Source organism: Nocardia sp. NPDC058480 (assembly GCF_042720495.1).
In the GTDB taxonomy this organism is placed as follows: Bacteria; Actinomycetota; Actinomycetes; order Mycobacteriales; family Mycobacteriaceae; genus Nocardia.
In genome coordinates this window covers 1,025,336-1,038,126 of record NZ_JBHXMN010000001.1, presented here as the reverse complement: position 1 = coordinate 1,038,126, position 12,791 = coordinate 1,025,336, and the positions used below count along the sequence as shown (strand labels likewise).

14 protein-coding genes are annotated in these 12,791 nt (G+C 68.3%); 6 read left to right on the top strand and 8 right to left on the bottom strand.

The genetic code is table 11. The annotated features are described in order from the left end of the window. Positions 1-11: 11 nt before the first annotated feature. Together ACFWO8_RS04800 and ACFWO8_RS04795 are read right to left on the bottom strand one after the other, a co-directional pair. On the bottom strand, positions 12-962 hold the full coding sequence (locus ACFWO8_RS04800) for a GNAT family N-acetyltransferase (RefSeq protein ID WP_378942218.1): 951 nt from the start codon (positions 960-962) through the stop codon (positions 12-14). Between the two features lie 111 nt (positions 963-1,073). After that, positions 1,074-1,664 carry a peptide deformylase gene (locus tag ACFWO8_RS04795; RefSeq protein WP_378942210.1) on the bottom strand — a complete coding sequence of 197 codons (591 nt, stop codon included), beginning with the start codon at positions 1,662-1,664 and terminating at the stop codon, positions 1,074-1,076. Between the two features lie 171 nt (positions 1,665-1,835). On the opposite strand from ACFWO8_RS04795, the gene ACFWO8_RS04790 reads away from it, so the two are divergent. The 6 genes from ACFWO8_RS04790 to ACFWO8_RS04765 all read left to right on the top strand — a co-directional run bounded on the left by ACFWO8_RS04790 (position 1,836) and on the right by ACFWO8_RS04765 (position 6,616). After that, positions 1,836-2,168, top strand: a complete 333-nt coding sequence (locus ACFWO8_RS04790; protein WP_378942205.1) for a DUF3263 domain-containing protein — start codon at positions 1,836-1,838, stop codon at positions 2,166-2,168. 42 nt (positions 2,169-2,210) lie between these two features. Continuing rightward, the gene (locus tag ACFWO8_RS04785; protein WP_378942200.1) at positions 2,211-2,771 is read left to right on the top strand and encodes a LytR C-terminal domain-containing protein; all 561 of its coding nucleotides are present in this window, start codon (positions 2,211-2,213) and stop codon (positions 2,769-2,771) included. Positions 2,772-2,860: 89 nt separating this feature from the next. After that, the gene (locus ACFWO8_RS04780) at positions 2,861-3,547 is read left to right on the top strand and encodes a superoxide dismutase family protein (protein ID WP_378942195.1); all 687 of its coding nucleotides are present in this window, start codon (positions 2,861-2,863) and stop codon (positions 3,545-3,547) included. Positions 3,548-3,557: 10 nt separating this feature from the next. Further along, positions 3,558-4,700 (top strand): glutamate--cysteine ligase, encoded by a 1,143-nt coding sequence (locus ACFWO8_RS04775; RefSeq protein ID WP_378942189.1) that lies wholly within the window; start codon positions 3,558-3,560, stop codon positions 4,698-4,700. Between the two features lie 50 nt (positions 4,701-4,750). Next, on the top strand, positions 4,751-6,100 hold the full coding sequence (locus ACFWO8_RS04770; protein WP_378942186.1) for a DUF5933 domain-containing protein: 1,350 nt from the start codon (positions 4,751-4,753) through the stop codon (positions 6,098-6,100). Between the two features lie 189 nt (positions 6,101-6,289). Next, positions 6,290-6,616, top strand: coding sequence for an Rpn family recombination-promoting nuclease/putative transposase (locus ACFWO8_RS04765; RefSeq protein ID WP_378942181.1), 327 nt, complete (start codon positions 6,290-6,292; stop codon positions 6,614-6,616). A 256-nt stretch (positions 6,617-6,872) separates the two neighbouring features. On the opposite strand, the gene mnhG is transcribed toward ACFWO8_RS04765, so the two are convergent. From mnhG to ACFWO8_RS04735, 6 genes are read right to left on the bottom strand one after another with little or no spacing between them, the layout of a single operon-like run. Continuing rightward, positions 6,873-7,175 (bottom strand): monovalent cation/H(+) antiporter subunit G, encoded by a 303-nt coding sequence (gene mnhG / locus ACFWO8_RS04760; RefSeq protein ID WP_378942177.1) that lies wholly within the window; start codon positions 7,173-7,175, stop codon positions 6,873-6,875. After that, positions 7,172-7,432 carry a monovalent cation/H+ antiporter complex subunit F gene (locus ACFWO8_RS04755; RefSeq protein ID WP_378942162.1) on the bottom strand — a complete coding sequence of 87 codons (261 nt, stop codon included), beginning with the start codon at positions 7,430-7,432 and terminating at the stop codon, positions 7,172-7,174. Before ACFWO8_RS04755 ends, mnhG begins: the two co-directional genes overlap by 4 nt. Then, positions 7,429-7,983, bottom strand: a complete 555-nt coding sequence (locus ACFWO8_RS04750; protein ID WP_378942159.1) for a Na+/H+ antiporter subunit E — start codon at positions 7,981-7,983, stop codon at positions 7,429-7,431. The genes ACFWO8_RS04755 and ACFWO8_RS04750 overlap by 4 nt, the downstream gene beginning before the upstream one ends. Then, on the bottom strand, positions 7,980-9,575 hold the full coding sequence (locus tag ACFWO8_RS04745; RefSeq protein ID WP_378942154.1) for a Na+/H+ antiporter subunit D: 1,596 nt from the start codon (positions 9,573-9,575) through the stop codon (positions 7,980-7,982). The genes ACFWO8_RS04750 and ACFWO8_RS04745 overlap by 4 nt, the downstream gene beginning before the upstream one ends. Beyond that, positions 9,572-9,955 (bottom strand): Na(+)/H(+) antiporter subunit C, encoded by a 384-nt coding sequence (locus ACFWO8_RS04740; RefSeq protein WP_378942148.1) that lies wholly within the window; start codon positions 9,953-9,955, stop codon positions 9,572-9,574. The genes ACFWO8_RS04745 and ACFWO8_RS04740 overlap by 4 nt, the downstream gene beginning before the upstream one ends. Then, positions 9,952-12,741 carry a Na+/H+ antiporter subunit A gene (locus ACFWO8_RS04735; RefSeq protein WP_378942144.1) on the bottom strand — a complete coding sequence of 930 codons (2,790 nt, stop codon included), beginning with the start codon at positions 12,739-12,741 and terminating at the stop codon, positions 9,952-9,954. The genes ACFWO8_RS04740 and ACFWO8_RS04735 overlap by 4 nt, the downstream gene beginning before the upstream one ends. Between the last annotated feature and the right edge of the window lie 50 nt (positions 12,742-12,791).

The window sequence follows — 12,791 nt, the reverse complement described above, 5'->3', positions numbered from 1 at the left end:
ACCTTTCGGGGCTAATGATTCTGCGGGGCGGCGTAGCGGTAGGCGTGGTGTTCGATGAAGCCGAGTTCGCGGTACAGGGCCAGGGCGCCGGAGTTGCCCACCTCTACCTGGACGTAGGCGTGGCTCGCGCCCTGCTCGGCACCCCATCGGATCAGTTCGGCGCACAGCAGCGCGCCGAGTCCGTTGCGGCGGTGCGCGGTCGCTACGGCCACACAGGTGAGGCCGACCCAGCGTCGGCCGTCGGGGGCGGTGGTCACCGCGCCGCGGCCGATGGACAGTGGCTCGGGCAGGCCGAGTGAGGCGAAGCCGACAGTGCCGTCCAGGACCGAGGTGAGCACGGTCCGGTCCGGTTCGCGCACGGCGGGGTCGAGGGGGATCTCGCCGCGGTAGCGGTGTGTCCGCAGCCAACCGTCCTCGGGCTCGTCGGCGATCCGCACCATCGAGGGGCCTTGCGGCAGCACGAAATTCGCGATGTCGAGACCGAGGACGACGGTCTCGCTCCAGGTGTTCCAGGTCGGCGGGACCGGGGCGAGCCGATCGGGCAGTTGCAGCAGCAGCGGCAACCCCTGACTCGTGTACCAGTCCGCGATCTTGTGCATGGTGTCGATCGACAACACCGCAGGCACACCCGACTCACCCAGCGGCACAGCCGAATTCGCCCGCCCGGTGTAGCCGTTACCGGCCCGTACCAGCCAGCCGTCGATCCACAGGTGCGCGCAGCCCGGCCAGGCCATGGCCGCCGCGGTCTCCAGCGACCGGATCTCCTTGGTCCGAATGGGCCTTGGCCCCAGCGCTTTCAACGCGACAACGCGATCGGCGGACACCGAGACCAGCTCACCCTCGGCGGTACGCACCGACGGCGGCGTCAGCGACACCAGTTCGCCGATCACATCGGTGAGCGGCTGGGGATAACCGGCGGGCAGCTGGTACCGCATCACCACGCGCCGCCCGAGCGGAATCATGGTTCTCGGCCGCCTTGATCTGGACTGAGTGGAGGGTGCGACGAAGGAGTGCCCGGAGGGAGGGAAGATCGAGGCCTCAGGGCCGAGAACCGCGGCGCCAGCCGCCATGTCTCAGTCGTCATGGCCGAAGGGGTCGGGGACGGTTCCCGGGATCCAGCTCAAACCCGGTGTGCCCCAGCCATTTCGCTTGATCGCCTTCTTGGCGGCGCGGGCATTGCGGCCGATCAGCACGTCGACGTAGAGGAAACCGTCGAGGTGGCCCACCTCGTGCTGCAGCATGCGCGCGAAGAAGCCGGTCCCCTCCAGCTCGACGGGCTCGCCGTCCGCGTCGGTCCCGGTGACCTTCGCCCAATCCGCGCGACCGGTCGGGAACTGCTCGCCGGGCACCGACAGGCAGCCTTCCTCGTCGTCATCGGGGTCGGGCATGGTCTCGGGGATCGCCGAGGTCTCCAGCACCGGGTTCACCACCACGCCCTTGCGGCGAAGCGGATTGCCGCTCGCGTCGAAATCGGGGCAGTCGTAGACGAACAGCCGCTTGCCGACGCCGACCTGATTGGCCGCCAGGCCGACACCCTTCGACTCTTCGAGAGTGTCGTACATATCCGCGATGAGCTCGGCCAGCTCCGCGGGGGTCTCCGTCACCTTCGCGGTGGGGTTGTGCAGAACGGGGTCACCGACGATCACGATCGGGAGAATTGCCATGGTCGCCATTATCGCCGCTCGGGTGGGCCGGTGATCGGCGGACCCCTGTGGGCCGCGCCACCCCTACTGGCTCGGAGTCAACACGCCGTGACATGGGTCGAAGGATCCGGGGAACCCGTGGTTGAATGACGACGGTATTCAGCGTCTCGTGATACTCGGCGAGGGAGCAAGATGGACGGCGCAGCTCGGCATATCTCCGGGATCTCCGACGGCCCCGCTGGGGGCGAACAGGATTCGGTGGCCGACGAGAGCACCGGTCTGAGCCGCCGCGAGCTCGACATCCTGGACTTCGAACGCAAATGGTGGAAATACGCGGGCGCCAAGGAAGACGCGATCCGCGAACTGTTCGCCATGTCGGCCACCCGGTACTACCAGGTCCTCAACGCGATCGTCGACTCCGACGCGGCGTTGGCCGCCGACCCGATGCTGGTCAAGCGGCTGCGCAGACTGCGGGCGAGCCGGCAGAAGTCGCGTGCCGCCCGCAAACTCGGTTTCCAGGTCTGACATGACGGCCACACACCCGCTGTTGCGGCTAGGGTTGGGCGGGTGAGCAACCCGAACCCCACCCCCGGCGGCCCGCCGTTGCGCGCGCTGGCGATGGTGTTGATCGCGCTGGCCATTGTCTTCGCCGGTCTGGGTGCGATGTCGCTGTCGAACTCCGATGCCGTGGCATCGGATGCGGAGCCGACCGAGACCACCACCTCCAGCGCGGTCGCGCAGGCGCCCGCCACCACCAAGGCCGCGCCGACCACCACCAGCGCGGCCGCTCCGACCACAACGACCTCCGTCGCGCCGACGACCACCGCCACGACCACGACCCCCGCCGCGGGTGCCGCCAATCAGGCGGTGCCGGTACGGGTGCTGAACAACAGCTTGGTCGCGGGCCTGGCCGCGCGGACCGCGAGCGAACTGACCACGGCGGGTTGGACCAATGTCAGCACCGGCAACTACAGCGGCGAAAACCTCACCACCACCACCGTGTACTACGGCGGCGGCGCGGGCGACAAGGCCGCGGCCACCGAGATCGCCGCACAGGTCGGCGGGACGGTCGCGCCCAAGTCGGGGGACACCTCGCCGGGTGTCGTCGTCGTACTGACCGGTCGCTGAACCAGGCGCGGCACGCGGTGCCGTAGGTCGCGTCGCCGCTGTGGCATCATCTTGAGCGGTATAGCCCCAGTCCGATAAGGAGTCCCCTGATGGCCACGTCGACAACTCGTCGCCCGTCCTGGCGCATTGTGACCCCGGTGCTCGCGGTCGCCGCGTTCGGGCTCGCAGCCTGCACCAACAGCCAGGAGTCGAGTGACGTCAAGGGCACCACGCCGCCGGTGTGGACCAGCTCGTCGGCACCGGCAGGTGAAAACGGCGGCCACGCCGCACCCTCGCCGACCGCGGCGGCCCCCGGCCACGGCGACGAGCACGGTGGCGTCGCGGGCGGTTTGAAGACCTCGCTCAAGAACGGTTCGGGTGCCGAGGTCGGCACCGCGACCATCGTGCAGGAGGGTGGCCACCTGGTCGTCACCGTCGAGGCGCACGGTCTGACGCCCGGCTTCCACGGCCTGCACTTCCACCAGAACGGCACCTGCGAGGGCGACTTCACCTCGGCCGGTGGGCATCTGCAGGTCGGCGGTGCCACCGCGCACCCGGCCAGCGGTGACCTCACCTCGCTGCAGGTCGGCGCCGACGGTTCCGCGAAGCTGGTCACCCAGACCAGCACGGTCACCCTCGACAACGTCAAGGGCAAGGCGCTGATCATCCACGCCGGCGCCGACAACTTCGGCAACATCCCCCCGCGCTACACCCGTGAGGGTGGCACCGGCCCGGACGAGACCACCCTGAACACCGGTGATGCGGGCGCCCGGGTGGCGTGCGGCGTCGTCGGTTAGCGAGACACCCATGGCCGGGGCATACGAGTCGGTTCCGTTTCGCGGTTCGCCCCGGCCGACGATCGGCATCGAATGGGAGATCGCGCTCGTCGACAAAGTGACGCGCGATCTGTCCAACACGGCCTCGGCGGTGTTCGATGCCGTCGGTGACCTGCGTGCCCACGACGGCACCCCGCAGGTCACCAAGGAACTGCTGCGCAACACCGTCGAATTGGTGACGGGCGTGCACGACACGGTCGGCGGCGCGGTGGACGATCTGCGCGGCACCATGAACGCGGTGCGGCGCGCGGCCGATCCACTCGGTGTCGACCTGTTCTGCGCGGGCACCCACCCGTTCGCGCAGTGGTCGTCCCAACAGCTCACGCGCTCACCGCATTACGACGAACTGATCGAACGCACCCAGTGGTGGGGCCGCCAGATGCTCATCTGGGGCGTGCATGTGCACGTGGGAGTTTCGCACCGGGACAAGGTCTTTCCGATCCTGAACTCGCTGCTGCTGTCGTATCCGCATCTGCTCGCGCTGTCGGCGTCCTCGCCGATGTGGTCCGGCGACGACACCGGCTACGCGAGCAACCGGGCGCTGATGTTCCAGCAGTTGCCGACCGCCGGGCTGCCGTTCCAGTTCGAGAACTGGCGCCAATTCGAAGGTTTCGTGCACGACCAGATGAAAACCGGTGTGTTCGAACAACTCGGCGGCATGCACTGGGATATCCGGCCCGCACCCAAGTGGGGCACCATCGAGGTGCGCGTATGCGACGGGCTGTCCAGCCCCGCCGAACTGGCTTCGGTGGCCGCGCTGATCCACTGCCTGATCGTCGACCTGGACCGGCGCCTGGAAAACGGCGAGGAACTGCCGACGCTGCCGCCATGGCATGTGCAGGAGAACAAATGGCGGGCCGCGCGCTACGGGCTCGACGCGATCGTGATCGTCGACGACGCCAGCAATGAGCGTTTGGTCACCGACGATCTGATGGACCTGCTCACCCGGCTCGAGCCGACCGCGAAGCGTCTCGGCTGTGTCGACGAGCTGGCCGCGGTGGCTGACATCCCCCGCCACGGTGCCTCCTACCAGCGGCAACGCCGGGTCGCCACGCAGACCCATGGCGATATGGTCGCGGTCGTCGACGCGCTGGTGCGCGAGCTGGATCATTAGCGTTCAGCTGCGCGGGTTGTCGGCGTTTACCCGCCGTTTACGATGGCTGGATGCTTGTCGAACATCCGCGCGCCGTTGCGGGGGGTGCCGCCCTCGGTTCTCGCCTGCGTGAACCACGCACACTCGCCGTTGTCGCGGTGGCCGCGGTGCTCGCACTGCTGGTCGGATTGCAGATCGTCGCGTCGGTCAACGGCTTCGACGGACCACTGGCCAGCCTGGCTCGCGACTTCGTCGGCACGCCGAAATCGATGTCGGTGCCGTGGGCCGGGCTGGTGCTCGCACTCGTCGGGATCTCCGCGCGCCGCCGGGTGATCGCGCTGGCCGCCGCGATCGGGATCGATGCGGTGTGGGTCGCGCTGCGGCTCATCGACGGCAAGCCGTTCACGGTCGGCAACGGGCCGACGATCGTGCTGGCCATGCTCGCGGTCATCGCGGTGCTGCGTTGGCGGGGTCGTGAGCGCGGTGACGCGTTGAAGGCCGTCGCACTCGGTGCGCTGCTGGTGCTGGCGACCAAGGTGGGTGATGTGTGGTTGCACCTGACCTCGGCGGTGCGACCCACGGTGCTCGACGAGTACGCGCTGCTCGCCGATCACGCGCTCGGTGACCCGGCGTGGGTCGTCGGGCGGGTGCTGGATGTGCTCGGGCCCGAGGTGTACGCGGTGCTGCACTGGGTCTACATCGAATTGCCGGTGGCCGCGATCGCGGTGGCGGTGTGGCAATTGCGCAAGGTGGTCACGACCGGGCAGTGGCCGACCCATTATCTGGTGCGCACCTTCCTGGTGCTCGGGCTGGTCGGGCCGCTGTTCTATGTGCTGTTCCCGGTAGTCGGGCCGATGTTCGCGTTCGGGGCCGACGGGCACGGTTTCGAGGTGGGCAACTTCTGGCCCGCCGCGCTGCCGCCGATCGACTCGAACCCGGCCGCGCTGCCGTTCGACGAGTTCACCCCGCGCAACTGCATGCCCTCGATGCACACCGCGTGGGCGCTGTCGCTGTTCATCCACACCCGTCGCGATGTGGACGGGTCGCGCGCGCCGATCTGGATGCGCTGGGGCGGGGCGTTCTGGCTGGCCGCCACGGTGACCGCGACATTGGGGTTCGGGTATCACTACGGCGTGGATCTGGTGGCGGGCGCGGTGCTGTGCCTGACCGTCGAATCGGCGTTGCGCGCGCCCGAGCGTGGTTGGGGTGCGTTCCGGATTCGGCTGGTCGGCTTCGGTGCCGTGGTGTTCGCGGCGCTGCTGCTGTCCTACCGCTACCTGGCGGTGCCGATGGCGGAGTACCCGGTGGCCGCGGGCGCGATCGTCATCGGGCTGTTGGCCGCGGTGGCGATCGCCTTCCACACCACCTGGTTCGCCACCGCCCCCGCGCCCGCCATGGAGCGAATCACGACCGCCGCCTAAGGCCACAACGGACGGGACCTACCGGAGGCTCTGCGGCGGGTCTGTGGTGTGAAGGACCGGGTCCTTGCCCGCTTCCAAGCACCGAACCCCGAGTTGCGTCCTCGGCCAACACTTCTGGCCGCGCGTCCGACGCCCGCGAAAGGCGATGCCGCTGTCTGATGAGCTGACCATGCGAGATAGCGTGTGGCTATGGGGGATTCGGCTTCGAAGCCACACGATTCGCTGGTTCGTCATCTGCTCACCAACCCGGTCGACGCCGCGTCGCAGATACGACCCATGGTGCCCGATGAGCTCGAGGCCCGGGTCGACTGGTCCGCGCTCGAGCTACTGCCGTGCAGTTTCGTATCGAAACATCTACGTGCGACCTACAGCGACCTTCTTTTCCGAACCCGCATCGACGGCCACGAGGCGTACCTGTACTTCCTGCTCGAACACCAGTCCAGCGCAAAACACCGACAGTCGAGCTGCGTCCGCTCATCGACCAGCTCGGGCCCCAAGCAAAGGACGCACTCGTGACGACTGCTGAACAGCTTCGGGCCGAGGGCGAAGCCATTGGGGAGGCCCGCGGGGAAGCTCGCGGGGAGGCGCGCGGGGAAGCGCGCGGGCGGGTCGCGATGTTGCGGGAGTTGCTCGCTGATCAGCTCGCGTTGAAGTTCGGTGCGGTGTCACTCGAGATCCTTGCGATTGTGGGCAGTGCTGACCTCGCGCAGTTGCGCGGATGGTCGGCGACGATTCTGACCGCAGCCACACTCGATGACATGAACATTCGCTGTCAGAACAACCCGTCGCGGTGGCGTTGTTCTCGGTAGGCGGTGCGGCCGATGAGGTGGGCGATGACCGGGGCCGTGATGATCGTGAACAGGCCGGTGAGGACGAGCATCCAGACGTTGAGGTCGTCGCGGATGTCGATGCCGGTGCCGACGAGGATCAGGATGAGGCCGACCACCTGGGGTTTGGTGGCCGCGTGCATGCGGGTGAGGGTGTCGGGGAAGCGGACGATGCCGATCGAGGCCGTGAACGCGAGTGCGCAGCCGGTGAGGATCAGGACCGCCGATACCCATTCCCAGATGCTCATCGGTCGTCCCTGACGCGGAATCGGGTGACCGCGGCCGAGCCGAGGAAACCGACCAGCGCGAGCGCGACGATCGCGGGGATCACCGTGGTGTCGTCGCTGTAGGCGGCCCATACCGCGAGCCCGGACGCGGCGATGGCCATCAGTGAATCGATACCGACTACGCGATCGAGGGTGCTCGGCCCGGCGAGCACGCGGTAGCTGGTGATCACCGCGGCGGCGGTGAGCAGGATGCCTGCGATGATGGCGACGACGGTCACGGTTGCACCTCCGGTGGTGGGTCGACCCGGCGGCGTTCGTTCGGGCGTTCGAAGGCATTGATCATGAGGTGCTCCAGGCGCCGGGTGATGTGATAGAACTTCGCGACCGCCTCGTCGCTGCCCACATCGAGCACGTGCACGTAGACCACGCAGCGCGGGCGGTCGAGTTCGAGGACCATGGTGCCGGGGATCAGGTTGAGCAGGTCGGCGCACATCACCAGCACCAGATCCGACTGGATGCCCAGGTGCACGCGCAGCACGCCCGAGACCGGCGGCCCGCTGGGCCGGATGGCGAACCAGGCCACCTGCAGACTCGACTCGAGCGCGTAATAGGTACTGACTGCGATCAATTCGAGAAACGACAGCGGATGGAAGCGCCCGGCCACCGGAACCGAGGGGAGCGGAAGCGCGAAGACCACGATCAGCGCGACCACGCCGCCGGCGAGTGCGTTGGCGACACTCAGATCGCCCCAGAGCGCGACCCAGACGGCGGCGAGCCAGATCAGTACGCCGATGCGAAGGACGTTGTCGCGGTTGATGAGTCGGCTCATCGCTGCTCCGGTCCGAGTACCGAGTCGATGTACACCGACGGGTCGTTCAGGTCGCCCGCGGCGCGTTCGGCGATACCGAGGATGGGCCCGGCGAACACGGTGAGCGCGAGCCCGGCGCAGACGAGCCCGGCGGTGGCCAGCGCCATCAGCACGGGCATCCGGCCGGGATCGGTGCGGTCCTCGTAGTGCACATCGGTCGAATCCTCGATCAGTGTCGGCAGGTTCGCCGCGGTGAGATGACCTTCCGGCGCCTCTTCGCGCGGCCGCCAGAACGCTTTGCTCCAGACCCGCGCCACCGCGTACAGCGTGAGCAGGCTCGTGAGCACCGAGCCCGCGACCAGCACCCAGGCCAGTACGCTGCCGTCGGCGGCACCGGCTTCCAGCAGCGCGACCTTGCCGATGAATCCCGAAAAAGGCGGGATGCCACCGAGATTCAGAGCGGGGACCAGGAAAAGCACGCCGAGCAGCGGACTCGCTGTCGCCAGTCCGCCGATCCGTCGCAACGACACCGACCCGGCTTGGCGTTCGATCAATCCGACAGCGAGGAACAGCGCGGTCTGCACCAGAATGTGGTGGGCCACGTAGAACACCGCGCCGGTCAGCCCGGCGGTGCTGGCGAGGCCGATGCCGAACACCATGTAGCCGATGTGGCTGATCAGCGTGAACGAGAGCAGTCGCCGGATATCGGTCTGCGCGATGGCGCCGAGGACGCCGATGAGCATCGTCGCCAGCCCGCACACCAGCAGGATGTCGTCGAACGCGCCATCGGGGAACCAGAGCGTGTGGGTGCGGATGATCGCGTAGACACCGACTTTGGTGAGCAGACCCGCGAACACCGCGGTGACCGGCGCGGGCGCGGTGGGGTAGGAGTCGGGCAGCCAGCTCGACAGCGGGAACACCGCCGCCTTGATCCCGAACGCGACCAGCAGCACCGCGTAGCAGGCGGTGCGCACGCCACTCGGCGTCGCTTCCAGGCGCACGGCCAGTTGCGCGAGATTCAGGGTGCCGGTCGCCGCGTAGGTGAGGCCGATGCCGATCAGGAAGATCAGCGACGACACCATCGACACCATCACATAGGCGATGCCGGTGCGGATCCGCTCCTCGGTGGCGCCGACGGTGAGCAGCACGAACGAGGCGACGAGCAGGATTTCGAAGCCGACGAACAGGTTGAACAGGTCACCGGCCAGGAACGCGGTCGACACGCCCGCGGTCAGGATCAGGTAGGTGGGCCGGTAGATCGAGGTCGGCTGGTGTTGGTCACCGTCGGAAATGTTCTGTCCCGCACCGTAGATCGACACCAGGAGCAGCACGAAGGCCGAGACCAGCAGCATCGCGGCGCTGAGCCGGTCGACGACGAGGGTGATGCCGATCGGGGTCGGCCAGCCGCCCACCTGCACGGCGGTGGTGCCGTCGCGGTCGGCGAGGTACAGCAGCAGTCCGCTGATCACCAGCACCACCGACAGCGCGGTCAGCGTGATCAATCCCTGCAGGCGCGGGCGGCGGCCGAACACCAGCGTCGCCGCGGCGGCGAGCAGCGGAACCAGCACGGGCAGTGCGGCGATGGTCGGCAGCAGATCCGGGGACAGGGTCACTGTTCGGGATCCTCCCGCTCGCGCCGGGCGGCGACCTGGGCGTCCTCGGGGTCGTTGGCCACGTCTTCGGTGGTGGTCAGCATGTAGGCGCGATAGGCCAGGGCGAGCACGAAAGCGGCCAGGCCCATGGTGATCACGATCGCGGTGAGCACCATGGCCTGTGCGAGCGGGTCGGCCATGCCGTCGGGGGAGGTGTCGGAGCTGCCGAGGATCGGTGGCTTCCCATCCGGGCCGCCCATCGTGAGGATCAGCAGGTTCACCGCGTTGCCGAGCAGGATCATCCCGAGCAGCATCTTCGACACCACCCGCTCGAGCAGCAGGTAGACACCGCACGCGGTGAGCACGCCGATGGTGACCAGCACAGTGAGATTCGCGGTCATGTCAGCTCCTTGTCCAGGCGGGCGCCGAGGCTGCGCAGCACGTCCAGCACCAGCCCGACAACCACCAGGTACACGCCGAGGTCGAAGAACATGGAGGTGACCAGTTTGACGTGGCCCAGTAGCGGCAGCGTCACCTCGATGATCGCTGAGGACAGCGGGGGTGCGCCGAACAGCAGCGATGCGGTGGCGGTGCCCGCGGCGAGGGTGAGGCCCGCGCCGAGCAGGTGTCCGGCGTCGACCGGGAGTGCTTCGCCCAGTTCGTATCGGCCGCCCGCGAGGTAACGCAGGGTCAGGGCCAACCCGGCGACCAGGCCGCCCGCGAACCCGCCGCCCGGCGCGTTGTGGCCGGAGAAGAAGAAGTACACCGACAGCACCATGATGGTGGGGAAGACCAGGCGGGTGGTGATCTGCAGGACCATCGAACGGTCGCGGCGGTCGAGGAGGCGTGCGGCGGGCAACCAGCTCACCGCGTCGGGGTCGTAGTTCGGTGAATCAGCGGCGCGGGGTGCGCTGCCGAAGCGGCGGCTGCGGAAGACCAGCGACGCGACGCCGGTCGCGGCGACCACGAGCACCGAGATCTCGCCGAGGGTGTCCCAGGCGCGGATGTCGACCAGCAAGACGTTGACCGCGTTCTTGCCGCCGCCGATCCGGTAGGCCGCGTCCGGGATGGCCTGCCAGATCGGGTCACCGTGCCTGGCGGCGATGGCGAACGCGGCGAGAACGGGGACGGTGATGCCGACGGCGATGGCCAGTAGGGCCCGGCGGAATTTGAACGCCGTGTTCTGGCTGTCGGCGATCTCCGCGGGGAACCCGCGCAGGACGAGCACGAAGACAACCAAAGTCAGTGTCTCGACCAGGAATTGGGTCAACGCGAGATCGGGGGCGCCGTGCAGCGCGAAGATCACGCCGCAGCCGTATCCGGTCACCCCGACGACGAGCACGCTGGCCAACCTGTTCCGCAATACGGTGGCGGACAGGGCCATCGCGATCATGATCGCGCCGATCGCGGCCTGCAGTGGTGAATCCCACAGTCGCAGTTGCACTCCCGTACGTGTGCCGACGGCGAGCAAGACCGTCGGCAGCACGATGAGGGTGCCGAGGATGGTGGCCTGGCTGGCAGGCAGCGAACCGGACTGCACAGTTCCGGTGATGCGCAACGAAAGCCGGTCCATCGCCCGCAGCGCCGCGTCGTAGCCGCGATCGGCATTGCCGAGACGCGGGTGCGCGGGTTCGCCGATCCGGCCGCGGGTCAGGAACAGGGCGACACCGGCCGCGACGATGACCACTGTCAGCGCGAGCGGTCCGGTGAAGCTGTGCCAGAGGGCGAGATGGGTATCGAGTACGCCGGGTAGCGACTCGGCGTAGGGGCTCAACCATCGATCGACGATCGGGGTGTCGAGACCGCCTGCCAGCCCGGCCACCGCGAGCACCGCGGGCGCAGCGAGTAACAGCGCGCCGGGTGCGTGCCAGGTGACCACGCGCTCGGGATTCGCGGTGATGCCGAAAGCGCCCCAGATGAATCGGATGCTGTAGGCCACGGTGAACGCCGAGCCGACGGTGACCCCCGCCAGCAGGGCGAACCGCACCGGCGGGCTCAGCACCTCGGCCGACCACAGCGCGCTGAGCGCCGACTCCTTGCCGACGAATCCGAGCAGCGGTGGCAGGCCGGCCATGCTGAGCGCCGCGAGCACCGCGATCGCGCACAGCACCGGCGCGCGCTGACCCAGCCCGGACAGCCTGCGCAGATCCCTGGTGCCCGCGCCGTGATCGATGATGCCGACCACCATGAACAGCGACGCCTTGAACAGTGCGTGTCCCACCAGCAGGGCGAGCCCGGCCAGCGCCGCGTCCGGTGTGCCGATGCCCATCATCGTGATCATCAGACCCAGCTGGCTGACGGTGCCGAACGCCAGCACCAGCTTCAGATCGTGTACCTGGATCGCCCGCCACCCGGCGAGCAGCATCGTGGCGATGCCGAGCGGCAGGAGCATCAGATGCCATGGCGGTGTCTGCGCGAGCGCGGGCGCCAGCCGGGCCACCAGGTAGATACCGGCTTTCACCATCGCGGCCGCGTGCAGGTACGCACTCACCGGCGTCGGCGCCGCCATCGCACCGGGCAACCAGAAGTGCAGCGGCACGATCGCCGATTTGCTGATCGCCCCGAGCAGTACCAAGCCGACAGCGACCGATACCGCGCTCCCCGGCGGGGCAGCGCTCGCCGCGAGCAGATCCGAGAGCAGGAAACTGTCGTAGCGAAGTCCGAGGATGACGATCCCGACCAGCATCGCCAGCCCGCCCGCGCCCGTCACCAGCAGCGCCTGGATCGCGGCCCTTCGACTGACCGAACGCTCGGCGTAATGGCCGACGAGCAGGAACGACAGCACCGTCGTGATTTCCCAGAACACGTAGAGCAGCACCATGTTGTCGCTGACGACCAGCCCGAACATGGCACCGGCGAACCCGGTCAGCTCGGCCGCGAACACCCCGAGCCGGGCTTCGTCACGCTGGAAGTAGCGACCGCAGTAGGCCAGGATCAACGCGCCGACGCCGAGCACCAGCGTGCACATCACCGCGGCGAGGGAGTCGAACCGCAGGTCGATATTCATCGAGATCTGCGGCGCCCACCGCACCTGCGTGCGCACGGTGTCGCCCCAGTGCGCGATCACCCAGCCGAGGCTGCCCAGCGGGACCAGTGCCAGCAGGTAGAAAGCGTTGCGGCCGAGCACTCGTACGCACAGCGGGGCCAGCAGGGCGGCCAGTGCGTGAACGAGCAGAACGGCTAGCAACTCCCCCTCCGTCGGGTAGGTAGCGGTCGAGTAGCGCGCCCCGATCCTAC

Excerpts from the sequence above, each read along its gene's own strand:
- ACFWO8_RS04800 (WP_378942218.1), bottom strand. The coding sequence starts at position 962 with ATGATTCCGCTCGGGCGGCGCGTGGTGATGCGGTACCAGCTGCCCGCC.
- ACFWO8_RS04795 (WP_378942210.1), bottom strand. The coding sequence starts at position 1,664 with ATGGCAATTCTCCCGATCGTGATCGTCGGTGACCCCGTTCTGCACAAC.
- ACFWO8_RS04790 (WP_378942205.1), top strand. The coding sequence starts at position 1,836 with ATGGACGGCGCAGCTCGGCATATCTCCGGGATCTCCGACGGCCCCGCT.
- ACFWO8_RS04780 (WP_378942195.1), top strand. The coding sequence starts at position 2,861 with ATGGCCACGTCGACAACTCGTCGCCCGTCCTGGCGCATTGTGACCCCG.
- ACFWO8_RS04775 (WP_378942189.1), top strand. The coding sequence starts at position 3,558 with ATGGCCGGGGCATACGAGTCGGTTCCGTTTCGCGGTTCGCCCCGGCCG.
- ACFWO8_RS04770 (WP_378942186.1), top strand. The coding sequence starts at position 4,751 with ATGCTTGTCGAACATCCGCGCGCCGTTGCGGGGGGTGCCGCCCTCGGT.
- ACFWO8_RS04765 (WP_378942181.1), top strand. The coding sequence starts at position 6,290 with ATGGGGGATTCGGCTTCGAAGCCACACGATTCGCTGGTTCGTCATCTG.
- mnhG (WP_378942177.1), bottom strand. The coding sequence starts at position 7,175 with ATGAGCATCTGGGAATGGGTATCGGCGGTCCTGATCCTCACCGGCTGC.
- ACFWO8_RS04750 (WP_378942159.1), bottom strand. The coding sequence starts at position 7,983 with ATGAGCCGACTCATCAACCGCGACAACGTCCTTCGCATCGGCGTACTG.
- ACFWO8_RS04740 (WP_378942148.1), bottom strand. The coding sequence starts at position 9,955 with ATGACCGCGAATCTCACTGTGCTGGTCACCATCGGCGTGCTCACCGCG.